This is a genomic window from Maritimibacter alexandrii, from assembly GCF_005871115.1.
Taxonomy (GTDB): domain Bacteria; phylum Pseudomonadota; class Alphaproteobacteria; order Rhodobacterales; family Rhodobacteraceae; genus Maritimibacter; species Maritimibacter alkaliphilus.
This window is the reverse complement of the sequence record NZ_SWKQ01000013.1, coordinates 149,574-164,769: the sequence shown is the minus strand read 5'-3', so window position 1 is coordinate 164,769 and position 15,196 is coordinate 149,574. Positions and strand designations below refer to the sequence as shown.

At 62.3% G+C, this 15,196-nt stretch carries 17 protein-coding genes and 1 tRNA gene; 9 read left to right on the top strand and 9 right to left on the bottom strand.

What is annotated here, in order from left to right; all coding sequences use genetic code 11:
• Window positions 1-59: 59 nt before the first annotated feature.
• Window positions 60-1,241, bottom strand: a complete 1,182-nt coding sequence (locus tag FCT00_RS13390) for an alpha/beta fold hydrolase (RefSeq protein WP_138423429.1) — start codon at window positions 1,239-1,241, stop codon at window positions 60-62.
• Between the two features lie 116 nt (window positions 1,242-1,357).
• On the opposite strand from FCT00_RS13390, the gene FCT00_RS13385 reads away from it, so the two are divergent.
• Window positions 1,358-1,588 carry a hypothetical protein gene (locus tag FCT00_RS13385; RefSeq protein ID WP_138423428.1) on the top strand — a complete coding sequence of 77 codons (231 nt, stop codon included), beginning with the start codon at window positions 1,358-1,360 and terminating at the stop codon, window positions 1,586-1,588.
• 51 nt (window positions 1,589-1,639) lie between these two features.
• Window positions 1,640-1,729, top strand: a tRNA-Ser gene (locus FCT00_RS13380).
• A 390-nt stretch (window positions 1,730-2,119) separates the two neighbouring features.
• On the opposite strand, the gene FCT00_RS13375 is transcribed toward FCT00_RS13380, so the two are convergent.
• Window positions 2,120-2,983 (bottom strand): ImmA/IrrE family metallo-endopeptidase, encoded by an 864-nt coding sequence (locus FCT00_RS13375; protein ID WP_138423427.1) that lies wholly within the window; start codon window positions 2,981-2,983, stop codon window positions 2,120-2,122.
• A 3-nt stretch (window positions 2,984-2,986) separates the two neighbouring features.
• Window positions 2,987-3,316: a helix-turn-helix domain-containing protein gene (locus tag FCT00_RS13370; RefSeq protein WP_008328454.1), complete on the bottom strand. Its 330-nt coding sequence runs from the start codon at window positions 3,314-3,316 to the stop codon at window positions 2,987-2,989.
• 130 nt (window positions 3,317-3,446) lie between these two features.
• Between FCT00_RS13370 and FCT00_RS13365 the strand changes: the two genes are divergently transcribed.
• Together FCT00_RS13365 and FCT00_RS13360 are read left to right on the top strand one after the other, a co-directional pair.
• On the top strand, window positions 3,447-4,748 hold the full coding sequence (locus tag FCT00_RS13365) for a site-specific DNA-methyltransferase (protein WP_138423426.1): 1,302 nt from the start codon (window positions 3,447-3,449) through the stop codon (window positions 4,746-4,748).
• Window positions 4,745-5,449 carry a DUF5681 domain-containing protein gene (locus FCT00_RS13360; protein ID WP_138423425.1) on the top strand — a complete coding sequence of 235 codons (705 nt, stop codon included), beginning with the start codon at window positions 4,745-4,747 and terminating at the stop codon, window positions 5,447-5,449. The genes FCT00_RS13365 and FCT00_RS13360 overlap by 4 nt, the downstream gene beginning before the upstream one ends.
• A gap of 18 nt (window positions 5,450-5,467) precedes the next feature.
• On the opposite strand, the gene FCT00_RS13355 is transcribed toward FCT00_RS13360, so the two are convergent.
• Window positions 5,468-5,713: a hypothetical protein gene (locus tag FCT00_RS13355; RefSeq protein ID WP_212748016.1), complete on the bottom strand. Its 246-nt coding sequence runs from the start codon at window positions 5,711-5,713 to the stop codon at window positions 5,468-5,470.
• Between the two features lie 669 nt (window positions 5,714-6,382).
• On the opposite strand from FCT00_RS13355, the gene FCT00_RS21485 reads away from it, so the two are divergent.
• Complete coding sequence (locus tag FCT00_RS21485; RefSeq protein WP_171042990.1) at window positions 6,383-7,042, top strand: hypothetical protein; 660 nt, start codon at window positions 6,383-6,385, stop codon at window positions 7,040-7,042.
• 766 nt (window positions 7,043-7,808) lie between these two features.
• Window positions 7,809-8,279: a helix-turn-helix transcriptional regulator gene (locus tag FCT00_RS13345; protein WP_171042989.1), complete on the top strand. Its 471-nt coding sequence runs from the start codon at window positions 7,809-7,811 to the stop codon at window positions 8,277-8,279.
• Window positions 8,280-8,298: 19 nt separating this feature from the next.
• Here the strand turns inward: FCT00_RS13345 and FCT00_RS13340 are convergent, their stop codons facing one another.
• Window positions 8,299-8,895, bottom strand: coding sequence for a response regulator transcription factor (locus FCT00_RS13340; protein ID WP_138423423.1), 597 nt, complete (start codon window positions 8,893-8,895; stop codon window positions 8,299-8,301).
• 4 nt (window positions 8,896-8,899) lie between these two features.
• Window positions 8,900-9,214, bottom strand: coding sequence for a hypothetical protein (locus FCT00_RS13335; RefSeq protein ID WP_138423422.1), 315 nt, complete (start codon window positions 9,212-9,214; stop codon window positions 8,900-8,902).
• A gap of 411 nt (window positions 9,215-9,625) precedes the next feature.
• On the opposite strand from FCT00_RS13335, the gene FCT00_RS13330 reads away from it, so the two are divergent.
• The 3 genes from FCT00_RS13330 to FCT00_RS13320 all read left to right on the top strand — a co-directional run bounded on the left by FCT00_RS13330 (window position 9,626) and on the right by FCT00_RS13320 (window position 12,778).
• Window positions 9,626-10,414: a hypothetical protein gene (locus FCT00_RS13330; RefSeq protein WP_138423421.1), complete on the top strand. Its 789-nt coding sequence runs from the start codon at window positions 9,626-9,628 to the stop codon at window positions 10,412-10,414.
• Between the two features lie 305 nt (window positions 10,415-10,719).
• The gene (locus FCT00_RS13325; RefSeq protein WP_138423420.1) at window positions 10,720-11,526 is read left to right on the top strand and encodes a hypothetical protein; all 807 of its coding nucleotides are present in this window, start codon (window positions 10,720-10,722) and stop codon (window positions 11,524-11,526) included.
• A gap of 130 nt (window positions 11,527-11,656) precedes the next feature.
• A complete protein-coding gene (locus FCT00_RS13320; RefSeq protein WP_040884323.1) occupies window positions 11,657-12,778 on the top strand; it encodes a hypothetical protein in 1,122 nt (373 codons plus the stop codon).
• Window positions 12,779-12,862: 84 nt separating this feature from the next.
• On the opposite strand, the gene FCT00_RS13315 is transcribed toward FCT00_RS13320, so the two are convergent.
• From FCT00_RS13315 to FCT00_RS13305, 3 genes are read right to left on the bottom strand one after another with little or no spacing between them, the layout of a single operon-like run.
• On the bottom strand, window positions 12,863-14,542 hold the full coding sequence (locus FCT00_RS13315; protein ID WP_138423419.1) for a recombinase family protein: 1,680 nt from the start codon (window positions 14,540-14,542) through the stop codon (window positions 12,863-12,865).
• Window positions 14,539-14,931: a DUF2924 domain-containing protein gene (locus FCT00_RS13310; protein ID WP_268920928.1), complete on the bottom strand. Its 393-nt coding sequence runs from the start codon at window positions 14,929-14,931 to the stop codon at window positions 14,539-14,541. Before FCT00_RS13310 ends, FCT00_RS13315 begins: the two co-directional genes overlap by 4 nt.
• A gap of 14 nt (window positions 14,932-14,945) precedes the next feature.
• Window positions 14,946-15,179, bottom strand: coding sequence for a DUF3489 domain-containing protein (locus FCT00_RS13305; protein WP_138423417.1), 234 nt, complete (start codon window positions 15,177-15,179; stop codon window positions 14,946-14,948).
• Window positions 15,180-15,196 lie beyond the last annotated feature (17 nt).

Sequence of the window (15,196 nt, the reverse complement as noted above, 5' to 3'; positions counted from 1 at the left end):
GTAACCTTTCGACGGGGCCAAGAAAAGCCCGACGGACACGATGCGCGAGTTCCGGCGCGTCAGAGCGTTCGGTCCAGAAATTCGTCGGTCGCGTCCATGATCGCGTCCCACTCGGGACGGCCGGGCAGGGGAACATGATTGCGCCCTTCGAAGATCCGAAGCTCGGCCCCCGAAATGCCCGAGGCGATCTGACGGGCCTGTTCGCAGGGCTGGACCGCATCGTCTTGCATGTGAAGCACGAGCGTCGGGGCCTGCACCTGTGAGAGCAACTCACGCACATCGAAGCCGTCGATCGCCATCCGAAGCGCCGCCGCCATGTCGGGGTTCGCCGAGGCGAGCTGCATCTCGGTCATACTGGCGATCTTCTCCTGATCCGCATCCGGCATGTAGAGGGTCGCGAAAGCCGTCGCGAAGGCCGAGCCGTGCTGCCCCCAGCCCTCGCGCAAAAGTGTCAGAACGGCATCCGCACGCGCCCGCTCCGCCTCCGTCGCGCCGACACGCCGCCCGGTGCAGAAGCCGCCGTATAGCACGAGCCGCGAAACGCGGTCGGGACAGGCCGCGGCAAACGCGATGGCGACGGGAACGCCCTGCGAGGCCGCGAAGATCGGGGCGCAATCCGCCCCCGCCGCATCCGCCACGGCGGTTAGGTCCGCGACCATCGCGTCGAGCGTGAGGGAGGGCGGATGCGGGTCCGACAGGCCGGTGCCCCGCTGGTCGTAGCGAACCAGCCGCCGCCCGGTCGCCAGCCGATCCAGCATCGGGCGCCAGACCGGACTGCTCCAGTCCCGTTCGAGATGCGTCAGGAAATGCCCCGCGCGCAAGAGGACCGGACCCGCGCCGCTGGTCGCGAAAGCGATCCGAGTTCCGTCCTGCGATGTCGCGATGCGGATCGCCTGCCGTTCGCCCGGTTTGGTGTCCCGCGCCTTGAGCTGCGCGTTTTCGACCTGCGCGACGAACCGGAACCCGCGCCTCGGCACCGTCTGAAGCACCATCTGGCGCGCTCCGTCATCGCCGACCGCGCGGCGCACCGCGTTGATCCGAGATGAAATCGCCGCATCCGACACGATCCTGCCGTTCCAGATCTCGTCGATGATCCGGTCACGACCGATCAGGAGACCCGGGTTCGAGGCGAACAGAACCAGTAGGTCGAACACCTGAGGTTCGAGCGCGATCACCGACCCGTCGCAACGGAATTCGTGTGCGTCGGTGTCGATTTCGCAAGTGCCGAAACGCAGGGCCATGACACACCAAACCACCAGACAAGGTGCTCGGGCAACGCTCTTGGCGTGTCTCAAGCGGATCTCAAGGGTTTCTCAAGGTCATCTTCAAGCGCCGGTCGCGGCCCTTTGCGATCCTCGTGACGGACATCACGAAAGGAAACGCCATGCACATCGACCCCCAGCACATCGTCCGCCACTCCGCCGACGGTTCCATCGACACCGCGCATTACCTTCGCCGAGGGGCGGAGGCCCGATCCGCCGTCGCATGGGCCACGATCGACGCCCTGCGCCAGCTCCTCGCCCGTGGCTTTGCGCCGGTCAGGAAGCGCGTGCAAACGAAGCGCACAACCGCGCTACCGGCAGAATGACACGGCACACCTTCCAGAATCGCCCCGCCCGGTCTATCCGATGCCCCTGTCGGAGGAGTGGCAGAGTGGTCGAATGCACCGGTCTTGAAAACCGGCGTGCGTGAAAGCGTACCGTGGGTTCGAATCCCACCTCCTCCGCCACCCACCCCCGTCTCATTCCCCCAGTGACGCCTTGCGCCGATTTCCCGCGATATTTCGGGCGTTTGGCTGCGCGCTGCCCTATCTGAGACGCACCTTTCCAGCCATTCCCGTCCCAATTCCCGCAGGTGTCTCTGTTCGCCCTTTTCGCGGGTTCGGTTTTGGCTGGGTTTGGCTGTTAACAGGGAATTAACAGGGAATTCTCCATTTCTAGCGCTGATTTCGCGCGATTCCGCGGATTCTCGCCCGGGATAGGCGCGTGTTTTCAGAGGTTTGCGGGGCAATTCCCTGTTCTTTTCAGAACAGGGAATTCCGATCCCGTGATCAGGGAATCCATTAGGTGGAAACAGGGAAAGACGTGGCAAGAACAGGGATCCCGTTTCAGCCGACTGTTCAGCGGAAGCCGGGCGCACCCAGCTCGGGCAAACCGCCATCGTCCTCTTCGTCGGCATCGGGGGGGAGGTCCGCCCAAAGCAGGGTCACCGCATGACCGTCCCGACCGACGCGGGTCTGTTCGAACATCTCGATCTCCGGGCGACGCGTCCAGGCTGCCGCGTGGGTCTCCCGGAACGTCGTAATGCCCCGGTCCCCTTTCGAGACCACTTTGAACGCCTGGCTGATCTTTGGCAGAGGATCGTTCTTATTGAGCGCGAGGTACGGGAACGCGTCTCCTCGAATGGAATAGCGCACCCGGCCCTCGTGCGACCAGATCGCGGCCAGGGGCTCGTCCCGGCGCTCGACCATGCGCCGGATACAGGCCTCGCGGCTGAGGTCGAGGGCGCGGCGCAAGTGCTGAGCGTCTTGCAGGTCCGGGTCGCGAGAGAGGTGCCGGTCGAACATGGCGGGCGGGGCCAGGAGCTCGATCGCGAACCGGTTGGCCTCGGCCTCCTGACGCAGCTCCCTGCGACCTTCGCGGGTCTCGCGCATGTCACGGGGCGTGCAGCGAAAGCTGGTCTCGCTTGAGACCTCGTGGCGCTCGAGCAAGAAATGCCCGAGTTCATGAGCGATCGTGAAACGGGCGCGTTGGTGTCCATAGCGGCAGTTTGCAAGGATCACGCCGTCGCTGCGGACCCGGTCCGTCAGGAGCATGCCCTCGAACCCGTCGAACCTGTCGATACGGACCTCCGAGATGTCGAGACCCCGGGCGATCTCGACGACCGGAACCGCCGTGGTCACCGGGCCCAGCTGGGCGTGCAGGCGTGCCGCCAATCGCTCAGGCGCGTGGATGTCCGCGAGGTCGATCCGGTCGAGCGCCAAGGCTCAGGAGCCTTCCGAGGACCTGGCCTTCATCGACGCGATCAGTTCTTCGACGATCGCCCGGTCCCGCTTGGAGAGGCTCTCCAGGTCGCGGTGCATCCGGCCGACCTTGATGTCTTCGGGCGCGGGCTCCGGCGCCGTGCCGGTCAGGACGTCGATGCTCACGCCATAATGGCTAGCCAGTTTGCGCACGAGCTCGAAGGACGGGTTGCGGCTGCGGCCTTTCTCCAGCTCCCAGACATGGGCTTTGGAGACGCCGACGGCGTCCGCGACCTGCTGCAATGACTGGTTCGAGGACTGACGCAGTCTCATGAGACGTTCCCCGATCTCCATGGCTCCCTCCGTTCACCGTGTCTGACGGTGGTATACGCCCAGATTGACCGGAGTGCAAATGTAAGATATATCGAACGACATGGGCAGGCAGAGCCGATTCTGTCGAATGAGCAGTAAACGGAGGTCAAGAATGACCCGAGACAAGATCGAATACGTCGCCCTGGGCGATCTCACGCCATGGGCGCGCAATGCGCGCACCCATTCAAGGAAGCAGGTGCGCCAGATCGCGGCCTCCATCGAGACCTTCGGGTTCACCAACCCGGTTCTGATCGACGAGCGACGCACGATCCTTGCAGGCCATGGCCGGGTCGCGGCCGCACAGCTTCTCGGGCTGGGCGAGGTGCCGTGCCTACGGCTGGATCACATGAGTGAGGCGGAAAAGCGCGCCTATGTACTGGCGGATAACAAGCTGGCGCTGAATGCGGGCTGGGACGAGGATCTTCTGGCGGCGGAGCTGGGGGCCCTGATGGAGGTGGAGCTCGACTTCGACATGGATGTGACGGGGTTCTCGATCCCGGAGATCGATGGGATCCTGGAGGCCGTGGCACCACAGGAGCCGGACGATCCGGTGGACGAGGTGATCCCGGAGGAAGCGTCGCGGCGGGTGCATCCCGGCGATGTCTGGCAGCTTGGGCGCCATCGCCTGATGTGCGGCGATGCGCTGGACCCGGTGGTGGTCGGGGACCTGATGGCGGGTGAGGTCGCGCGGATGGTGTTCTCGGACCCGCCCTACAACGTGCCGATCGACGGGCACGTGGGCAACTCCGGCAAGGTGCAGCATCGGGAGTTCGCGATGGCGTCAGGCGAGATGAGTTCAGAGGCCTTCACCGGATTCCTGACGACCGCGCTTGGCAACATGGCGGACCACGCGGTGGAGGGGTCGATCCACTTCCTGTGCATGGACTGGCGCCACATGGGCGAGATGCTGGCCGCGGGAGAGGCGATCTATGACGAGCTGAAGAACCTTATCGTCTGGGCCAAGGACAACGGGGGCATGGGGACGTTCTACCGCTCACGTCACGAGCTGATCTTCGCGTTCAAGAAAGGCACGGCGCCCCACGTGAACACGTTCGAGCTGGGACAGCACGGGCGGTACCGTACAAATGTCTGGCAATACCGCGGCGTGAACACTTTGCGCGCCGGCCGGATGGAAGAGCTGGCCCTGCATCCGACCGTGAAGCCCGTCCAGATGATCGCGGACGCGATCCGCGATGTCTCCGGGCGGGGTGAGATCGTGCTCGACCTGTTCGGCGGATCGGGCTCCACCCTGATCGCGGCGCAAAAGACCGGGCGGCGGGGCTACCTGTGCGAGCTCGACCCGATCTATTGCGACCGGATCGTGGCCCGTTGGGAAGCCTATGCCAAGGATGAAGCAGAGCAGGTGGTCTGCGGTTGGTCTGCGCCTGCGGCACGGCTGGAGGCCGCGGAATGACCAGGGTCAAGCAGACACTTCCGGCGGTTCGGCCGGGCGCGTCATACGAGGTGGGTTATGGCAAGCCGCCGGTGGCCTCGCGTTTTGCGAAGGGACAGTCCGGCAACCCGAAGGGCCGACCCCGCGGGGCGAAGTCGAAGCGGCCGGCCCTGAACGAGGAGCGTCTCAAGGACATCATTCTGGATGAGGCTTACCGCGACATCACCGTCCGCGACGGGGGCCGCAGCGTAACAGTTCCGATGGCGCAGGCGATCGTGCGTGCGATGGCGGTCAACGCGGCAAAGGGGCAGCACCGGGCCCAACGCCTGTTCGCCGAGATGCTTGCGGCAACGGAACGGCAGAACAAAGCCCTGGCGGATGAATGGCTCGAGACGGCCATCACCTACAAGGTCGAATGGGACCGGGAACTGGCCCGCCGTGAGCGGCTCGGGATCACGGATTTGCCCGCGCCCTTGCCGCATCCGGATCAGGTTAAGATCGACATGGAGACGGGGCGCGCCTGGATCGACGGGCCCGCCACGAAGGAACAGGTGGCGCAACTGGAGGTCTTGTGGGCGCGCCGTGAGGATTGGCTGCGGGAGGTGGAGGGTCTCGAGCGGTTGCTTGAAACAGAGGGTGACGAAGCCGTGCGAGCTGCCATCGAGAAGGACCTCAGACGAACGCAGAAGACTCTTGCGATCATGGATCGGTTGCTGGGCTGAGGCGCGCGCGCAATCGCATCAGACCCCAAGGGCGCGTTCCTGCGCCTGCCAGTCGAGCGGGAGCGGCAGGCGCACCAGTTTGGTGAGGGTACAGTCCGGGGGCTGTGTGCCGTCGAGAATGGCGGTCTGGATCTTCGGAGAGAGGAAGGCAAGCTTGGCACGTGTGCGCAGGAAGGCCTCCGAGCATCCCTCGGCCCGCGCGATCTCCGCGAGGGACGTGCCAGCGGCAAGCGCGCGCGTCCATCGGTGGGCGCGGATCAACATGGTCTGCAAATGCCGATCTGGTTCCGATTGCGCCTCGCCCACCACGATCTTCGTCTCGACACCGCGCCGTCGGATCTGAAGCGGCGCGAAAAGAGTTGCGAGTTGATGCCGGTCCCATCCCGTACCACCTCTTCAAACTTTCGAGCCATACCTCGGGCTCTCACCCCAATGGCCGATGAACAGAAGTGCCGTGCGCGGCATCCTTCGTTCAGCATCAAAGGGATGCGGTAGCAACCAAACACTGGATCCGACGTGGCAATAGTCAGGGCAACTGCTCGGTAGACGACCGGGGGCCTGGACATGACCGGGCTGTTTCGGGCTGGCGGCGATGTTTGTGGGGATAGCGCTATGGAGCTGGCGACCTTTCGTCCGTTCGGCAGTCACACATCATGGGTCCGGTTTGATTTCGGAAGGAACGGAATATGCGGATCGAAACGAGAACGGCACTGAGCAGGCTAAATGCGAGCTCTTTGCCCTTCGTGGGCATGGTGGCGACTTGTCTTGACGTCGGGCGGTGCGATTGCGGAAGGCGGCTTGGGTGGCTTGGTCGGACACATAGGCAGTACACTTGGCGACAATGCTGTCGGTAACACCGTCGGGTCCGTCGGTAGCGCTGTAACGGGAGTTGGAGACGTTCTCGACGGCGGCACGTCGGACGGTAGCGGCGGTTTGGGCAACGGCCTCGGCGACGCGATCGGCGGTGGACTGGGCGCGGTCACAGGTGGCGCTGTCAATACCGTGGGCGCCGTCCTCAGCGGCTCAACCTCTGGAAACGGCGGCTCGAACGGAGGGTCCAATGGCGGCTCGAACGGCGGCTCGAACGGCGGGTCCAACGGCGGCTCGAACGGCGGGTCCAACGGCGGCTCGAACGGCGGGTCCAACGGTGGCGCGAACGGCGGCTCGAACGGCGGCTCGAACGGCGGGTCCAACGGTGGCGCGAACGGCGGCTCGAACGGCGGATCCAACGGAGGCTCGAACGGCGGGACGGGCGGCTTCACCAACAACGGCACGACCGGCACGAATTCAGGTGCGGTCCTCGGGGCGAATGCCCGGAACGGGACCGGAAACTTCGGCTCAAATTGCCAGCCCATGGGGGAAGGAACCTTCAACAGTTTCGCGGCCGTGGATGCTTCCCGGACTCGAATTGGCCAAATTCAGGGTGTTGTTTTACAAGGTGACACCATTGTCAGTGCTCGGTTCGTGACCGACCGTGGCGTGTTCGGAGTATCGCGCTGTATCACGATTTCTGGCGGGTCCATCACCCCTGTCGGTAGCAGCGTGGTCTTGCCGGTGTCGCGCACTCAGTTGTCTCAGAAACTCGGCGGCTAACCCGGTTAAGATGCCGCACTGGCCACTCGGACAACAAGCGATGGCGCGCCTAAGTGGGCGCGCCGTTTTCCGTTCTAAGGTTTCGGCTAAAATGAAGGGCCTGCTCGTTCCCGAAAGCTCAACTCGATGAAAGTTGTAGTGCTTTGGTTGGAAGGGTTTCAGCCGCCATACGAATGGCCCTGAATGGCACGAGTCGCCGATTGATTAGTTACGGCCCGCACTGTCTGCTGAACGCGTGACGACCGGTTCGATCAGGGCAAGAGGAGCGGGCGAGACGTCGGCGCATCCCTCCGCGCCGGACAGGACTGAACGGAATGGTCAAAGCCAGCGAAAGCGGCATATGCTACCACTCAACCCGGGCCATTCCTGACGGGCACCGTAGTTCCGATCCCGAGCCCTAAGGCTTGACCAATCAGCTGGGCCGGTCGTCACTCCTTCCTCCCGCAACTTCATGATCTTTCGGATAATGCGAAGGATTGGTCGAACGTGCCAAAGCCCCGAAATTGAACGTTTTCCACTTTGACTGCGTCCAATCGGTCAGGATTCCATGACCATCAGCGGGGTTTACAAGCTGTCCTCGATACGGTTTTTCTAAACCTCAATCAAGAATAGAAGAATTGCTAGGCCCCTCCAGAAGGGCGTCAATTATCGAGTTTTTCGTTGCCCAAGAAAGCCATACTGCGTGAATTTGTCGAGGAGCCAGGCCATGCGATCGACCCGTGATCAAGATAGAAGTCTTCGCGTTCGGTTCGTGGGAATCTCTGCGTTGACGCTACTTTTCGAAGTGGTCTCCGTCGTCTGGATTTACCGAAACGGAGGCTTCCTGACACCCGGTCAGGCCGCAACCGTAATGCTCGTTGGGTCCACCGCGACCACCTTATTGATCTATTTGCTCGTGCTTTCCCCCGAAAGAATCGATCGTCGCATCTCGGCCCCGGATATGCAGCGGGTTGCGCGCCCGGTCGATCAAGAGGAGGAGAAGGGCCAGATACTTTCATATCTGCAAGAGGATTGGGGACTGTCAAACGCGGAAACCGAAGTGACCTTGTTCGCAGTTAAAGGGTTCTCCAACAAAGAAATTTCCGAGCTTCGCGGGTCGAGCATCGCAACGGTTAAAAAGCAGCTTAGTAGCGTCTACCGTAAATCGGGGATGGAGAACCGGTTTCAGCTTATTGCCTATGTGAACGATGAAGCGATAACTGCTGGCTTGTCCGCTTCCCGCTCGGCCGGCGAATAGGACGCCTAGTATCGAAGGTTCAGACCTGTTCGGCGGAGTCGGGCTCCGTCGTAGGTGTGAGCGCTTCGATAAGATCTTCGACCGCCCATGTTGCCAGTTGCTGTCGGCTGTTCACTCCGGATTTTCGGAAGATAGCTGAAACCTGGGATTTCACCGTGGATTCCGTGGTGCCACGCAGAGATGCGATCTCCAGATTCGAAAATCCTTTGACGACGTAGAGCGCGATATCCTTCTCGGTCGGCGTAAGCTCCCATTCGTCGAATTGGCTCAATAGATGCTCGTGGAACTCGCCAGCGGCTGCATTCATTCGGCGCTCAGCCTCCATCATCCGTTTATGGCCTTCGCGAAACAACAGCATGCCGCTGATGACACCGAGGAGCATGCCGAGAGCGGCGAGCAGTTCGATCGTTTCGAGCACTGACCATGGCAGGAAATAGAGCGGGATACCCAAAAGGTCCGACAGGGTCTTGCCCAGGAACAGGACAGTGCAGAACACCTGAAAGATGACGATGGATTGAAGCGCGGCGACATGGTTTCTCCACGCCGACTTGGAGCCGGACTTCGGCTTGGGAACTGCCTTGACCTCTGCGGGCGCTGCGATCCGCCTGTATTCCATAAAATCATTCCCCGAATATGACGTCTCTCAAGACCATTCCAGTCGCCTGCGAAATGACGATCTCACGCCTGATATGCCCCTTGGTCGCCTGCACCATGATCCGATTGAGAAAGGTCCGGTCGACCCGCGTGACTCGGTAACCATCCGCGTCGAGCATGTTGATTGTCTGGATATAGGCGTTCCTCTGGTCGCCCTGTGCGGTCGACCAGGTTGTTTTGCCCGATTGTGCCTGCAGCGCAGACGGAGTCGAACATGCCATCAGACATGCAACAGCTAGGGCCCACGCCCACTTGCGTCTTGTTGGCTTCACTTTCACCACTCAACCCTCAAATGGGACACGGCCCCCACGGATCGGGGGGCGGATGGTCGCCATGTGTTTAGTCACCCTAGCAGGGTCGGTCGTACGACCCGGATACTCCTTTGGGTCCATAGGCGGCCTTTTCCGACGGAAGTCCGATGTGCCTTCAGGCAACAACGCCCGAAGCTTGAACTGCCACCCGAGAAGGGTGTGGTAGCAATCAGCGATGGAACACAGGGTGGGGGCGCTCGGAACCGTTCGCGAAAAAAACGAGCGGTCAATTCCGCCGGCACAGGCATGAAAGAGATTTGTATTGGATCATAAGTTCAAGGTGCGGAGAATGGTTTTTCCCAATGTCCGCCGCTCGCGGACACCGTCGATTGCCAGCCGGACCCCAACAGCCGTCGCTACCTTCGAGAAGGGATCCCTAAAATGACGAAACATAATAACTCGAACGAAAGACACCGGGGTGTCGGCTTGGGCAAGCGACTTGCGCTGACCACCATTTTGACGATGAGTCCGGTCTTGGTATGGGCCGAGGGTGGTTTGGGCGGACTTGTCGGTGATGTCGGCAGTGCCCTTGGCGACAATGTCGTCGGCAATACCGTAGGAGCCGTCGGCAGCGCCGTCACGGGTGTTGGCGATGTCCTCGATGGCGGTTCGACCGATGGCGGGCTCGGAAATGACATTGGCGCTGCCCTAGGAGGAAATGCGGTTGGCAATGTCGTCGGCGGGACCGTAAGCGGCGTTGGGACTGCACTTAGCGGCTCAAATGGATCTAATGGCGGATCTAATGGCGGCAACAATGGCGGTTCGAATGGTGGCAGCAATGGTGGATCAAATGGCGGATCGACCGGGGGCAGCAATGGTGGCGGCAGCACCGGCGGTTCGACGTCGGGTGGTGTGGCCAATTCCGGGCCCGGCGGTGTCCCGCTGAGAGACCCGGAAACCGGCCGGCTTTATGCGACCACCTGTCAACCGATGGGCACGACCACATTCAACAGCTTTGCCGCGGTTGACAGCTCGCGCACACCGGTGGGACAGATCCAAGGCGTCGAACTGCAGGGTGACCGGATCGTCAAAGCCCGCTTCTTGACGAGTAGTGCGATTTTCGGCGCCCGTCGCTGCATCACGATCTCGAGCGGCGAGATCGCAGCGCGGGGCAGCAGCATCGTCCTCCCGATATCGCAGGCCCAGCTGTTTGCGCAAATCGGCGGCTGACAATGATATCCATCGCCGGGCAACCGCCTTGCCCGGCCCCACCTGGGAGCGCAGTTATTGGACTGCGCTCCACTTTTTTGCCAGGGGTACGGCCCATACACTCTCCCGATGACAAGATAGTACTTAGGATGGATACGTCTTTGGCCGACCAGCATGGTCCGTAGGGCTTCGGTTCTACACGCGGCGTATCCAACCCAATGCTGATTGTTTCGCTAACGTGAACAGCGAAGATGCGTTCAGGTGATGGCTGGATTGGTGGACCCCAATTCGGCCCGGGGGCCTCGAAACGCGATGTTCCCCAATCAATGAACGGCAAGGCTGCGCCGCATCCGAACCCCAGCACGCCTCAGGGCTCTGGCGATAGGTCGGAACAGCCAAAAGACATCGCCCCCCGGCGCCCCCGCGCCGAGACCTTCGGGCGGAGTTCGCTGCCAGCCATCACTCAGACGCTGCCGGGCACCACGCTCTGCGGAACGAGGCACAAGGAAGGGCCAAGAAGGATGAAGGATTTCAACGTTTCCCACTTCGAAGAACGTGGTCGCAGTCCCATTGCGCCAACTACCGACGTTCCGGGCGGCTGGATCGCCACGCTGTTGCGAGCAATCACAACCACATCGGCTGATGACGTCAATGGTGTGCGTCATGCTGGGGTCCCATCGCATATCGTCGAAGAACGCTGGGGCAAGCATCTCTCGCTTCACACGATCGAACGGCTTGAGAAGTCAGACGTCGTCGCCTGTGGCGCGTTCGACGACACTGAGCGCAGCCACATCGCCGATATCGGTGCCTATGGCCGCACGTTCCGCACGTTCGACACGCAACGTGACGTGGCGGCATACCTGAACCGGTCTTTTGCCTCCCGCCAACTCGTCATTTTTCAGGTCCGAGACTTGATGGGGGCGATCGACCGACTTGAGGAATTCCGGTGCCGGTTTCCTCAGGCTGCGGTTGTGCTCATCTGCCCCGAACTGGCGCGCAACGATTTCACCGGCGAAAGGCGCACGATCTGTGACGCCTCGCTGCGCAGAGCCGATGGACGTGCGAGCATCGCGATGGCCGTCACTGTGGCGCTCCAGAACCACAGCGAATACCTTGCGCGGGGCATTTATTGAATGCGTGGCCAGCCTTGCGCATGCGCCCTCTCTTCCGCGTGCCGGGCTAACAGGGGGGGCTGCCTTAACTGGCGGCTCCCCTAGCCTGAAAGACCTATCGTGGCCGGCGTATTGTGTGCAAAATGATATCTTGACCGGGACCCTTCGTTTGAGACATCACCTCCGCCTTTTGAAGGCGCGGGTGTGCATCTGCCTCTCGGCCATTGCCACCGCAACAACCATGCCGGTGCCGCTTACGGCGGGGGAAATGGTACTCTCGCAGTTCGTGTTTCGGGATATTGATCGTGATGGTGTTTACGAGTTGGGCGAGCCGCCGATCTCTGGCGTGCCCGTTCGTCTGACGCGGCCTGGCGCTGAGCCGGTGATCGTCGAGACAAATCTCGCTGGTTTCGCAAATTTCCTCATGTCCCCGGGTAGGGGCCATATTTCCGGCCCCGGCGAAATCAGCATAGAGGTGTTGTTGCCCACCGAATTGATGTATCCGGTTGACCCGATCCCATACTCGACGCAAATCCTAGCGCTACCAGCCGCCCCAGGCGGACTAGTAGCAGAGGAAACACCGCCCTTCGTCGGGCTGGCCCCACGCCTTGGTCTGTCGATTGCAGCCGATGCGAATGACGAGGTGACTTGCACTTCTCAAGAGGGCATCGAATGGCAGGCCATCGAGGCCAGTGATGGTCGACACTGCCCCGTTTCGCCTGGGAGGTGGACGGTCCGCTGGCGTAACCGGGCAGAAATCAAAAAAGTGCAAGTCGAGGTCGACCATTGGCCCCTACGAGTGCCAAAGCCCATCGAAGATGCTATCCCCTCTGGGGAGCCCCTCACGATCATCGATTTCGACGACCTGATTACGTCAAACACGCTCGTCGAAGTGCCGACTGGTGTCGCTGACATGCACTGGCAAAACTTCGTGGCGACTCACCGCATGTATTACGAGGGCGCAGGATACATCAACGGCACCACATCGGGAGAATTTGCCGCCTACACGTCGTCGGGACATACGGCCCGCATGTGGTCCGACAGTCCGTTTGATCTTGTGTCGGTAAACCTGACGATCGCCTGGCCTGCAGGTCTTGACGCACAAATCGTCGTCGAGGCATTTCGCAATGGCGTGCTCGTAAGTGAAGACCGCTTTCGTGGGTCACACATCTCACCGAAACGTTTCGCTCCCAATTGGTCGGGTATTACAGAACTCCGTATCTGGCATGAAAGCTACTGGCAGGTCGTGATCGATGATCTAACCTTAAAGTAATCCGCCGGCCGCACGGGCATGGAAGCATTGCTCTGAGTCACGGCAGCTTCCATTCTCGCGGCAAGAGCGTCAGTACGCCGCGCATCAGACCCCAAGGGCGCGTTCCTGCTCCTGCCAGTCGAGTGGGAGCGGCAGGCGCACCAGTTTGGTCAGGGTAAAGTCCGGTGGCTGCGTGCCGTCGAGAATGGCGGCCTGTATCTTCGGAGAGAGGAAGGCGAGCTTTGAGCGCGTGCGCAGGAAGGCCTCCGAACAACCCTCGGCCCGCGCGACCTCCGCGAGGGACGTGCCAGCGGCAAGCGCGCGCGTCCATCCGTGGGCGCGGATCAACATGGCCTGCAAATGCCGATCTGGGTCCGATTGCGCCTCGCCCACCACGATCTTCGTCTCAACACCGCGCCGTCGGATCTGAAGCGGCGCGGACAGAGTACCCAACGCCGGATCGAGATCATCGGCGGTAATGCCCAGCCTCGCTGACAGCGCCGTGAGGTCGAGGGTGATCCGGATCTCGCTGCGCGTCAGATAGCCGTGGTCGACCAGGGCCGCCGCAACCTGACCACGGGTGCCTTCGAGACCCTGCTGCAAGCTGGCGATGGCTCTCCCGATCTCGTCGGCCATGGCGGAATCAGGCCGGGCAAGCAGCCGATGCTCCCTGCGTGCCCGTTCCAGGTGCGCGATCAGCAGGGCCAGGACGCGCGCCTCGAGCGCGGCGGCCGGCAGGCGCCAGCCGGTCGGGTCCGCGCCCCCCGAGACCAGGCGGTTGGAGACATAGTAGCGCAGACGACGACCGGCCTTGGTCGTGTGGGTCGGCGTAAGCCGGTCGCCGGTCTCGTCGCGCAGCTTGCCCGTGAGCCAGGCCGGCGACGGGGACGTGGTCTCATTGGTGTCCGAATGACCGCCTCGCGTGCGGGAGCGGCCGGAGCGTGTCTGCAATAGGGTTTGAACGCGCTCCCAGAGCGCGTCGTCGATGAGGGCGTCGTGCTGCCCGGGCCAGACCTTGTCCTTGTGCCGGATCCGGCCGCAGTAAAGCGGATTGCGCAAGATGTGATAGATCTGCCCGCGCGAAAGCGGCTTGCCGCCTGTGACCACGTCTTTGGTGCTCTTGCGTTCCTTGGACCGAAGACCTTCACGCCTCGCGGCGTCTTCGACCCGGCGCAGGCAACCGTGGTCGGCATAGAGTTCAAAGAGACGGCGGACCGTTCGGGATTCCTCGGGATTGACCCTGAGTACTCGTGTGGCACCGTCAGGAGGTCGATCATACCCAAGAGGCACGTTGCCCCCCATCCAGAGCCCCTTCTTCTTCGAGGCAGCGATCTTGTCGCGGATGCGCTCGGCTGTGACCTCGCGTTCGAACTGGGCAAAGGACAGGAGCACGTTGAGGGTCAGCCGTCCCATCGACGACGATGTGTTGAAGGCCTGCGTCACGGACACGAAGGAGCAGCCTGCGGCCTCGAGCCGGTCGACCAACTTCGCGAAATCCGCCAGCGAACGTGTCAGGCGGTCGATCTTGTAGACGACGACCATATCGACCCGGCCGGCGTCGATCTCGCCCAAGAGCCGCTGCAGGGCAGGGCGCTCGAGTGTGCCCCCGGAGATCCCGCCGTCGTCGTAGCGGGCAGGCAGCCTCTTCCAGCCCTCGTGGCGCTGGCTGGCGATATAGGCCGCGCAGGCCTCTTGCTGGGCATCGAGCGAGTTGAAGTCCTGATCGAGCCCCTCGTCCGAGGACTTCCGGGTGTAGATAGCGCAGCGGATCGTAGTCCTGGTCATGTTCGGCTCTTTCCTGTGAGGCCGAAGAACCTCGGCCCGGACCAGTGTGCCCCGGTGATCTCCCGCGCGATGACCGAGAGCGACCGCCAGGTTTTGCCGTTCCACGCAAAGCCCTCCTCGGTTACATCGACCACATGGGTGACGCCGTTCCATTCCCGCAAGAGCCGCCCACCGGGTTTGAGGCCGGGCGTGGTTGCCTTGCGCTTGGCCTCTCCCGAACGTGCGTTCAACCTGACCAGTACATGTTTTGGCAGGCCACCCATCTGTCGCGCCTGAACTTCGAAGGCGAGAAAACGGCGGAGGAAGTTCTGGCTCATCCCCTTGGGGACAGGGGATTGGAAAACCTCCGACCAGACCGCGACAAGCGCGGCCCGGTCCATGGTCTCCATTTCCTCTACGCGGATCATTCGGTTGCCGCGGGCGACGCCGTGATCCGGTAGCGCGCCGCGCCCCCCTTGCCGTCGCTCGGGGTGGAGCGTTCAACGGTGTGGCCCGCCTTGCGAAAGCCGCTCAGCGCCGCCCGCGCCGAATGCGCCTGCCACCCGGTCGCCTTGCAGATCGCGTCCAGCGTCGCACCGTCCGCCCGCTCCAGCATCGCGCGGACCTTGTCCTTCTTCGTCTGTTTGGGTTTTGCCATGGTGTTCTCCTCTGGTT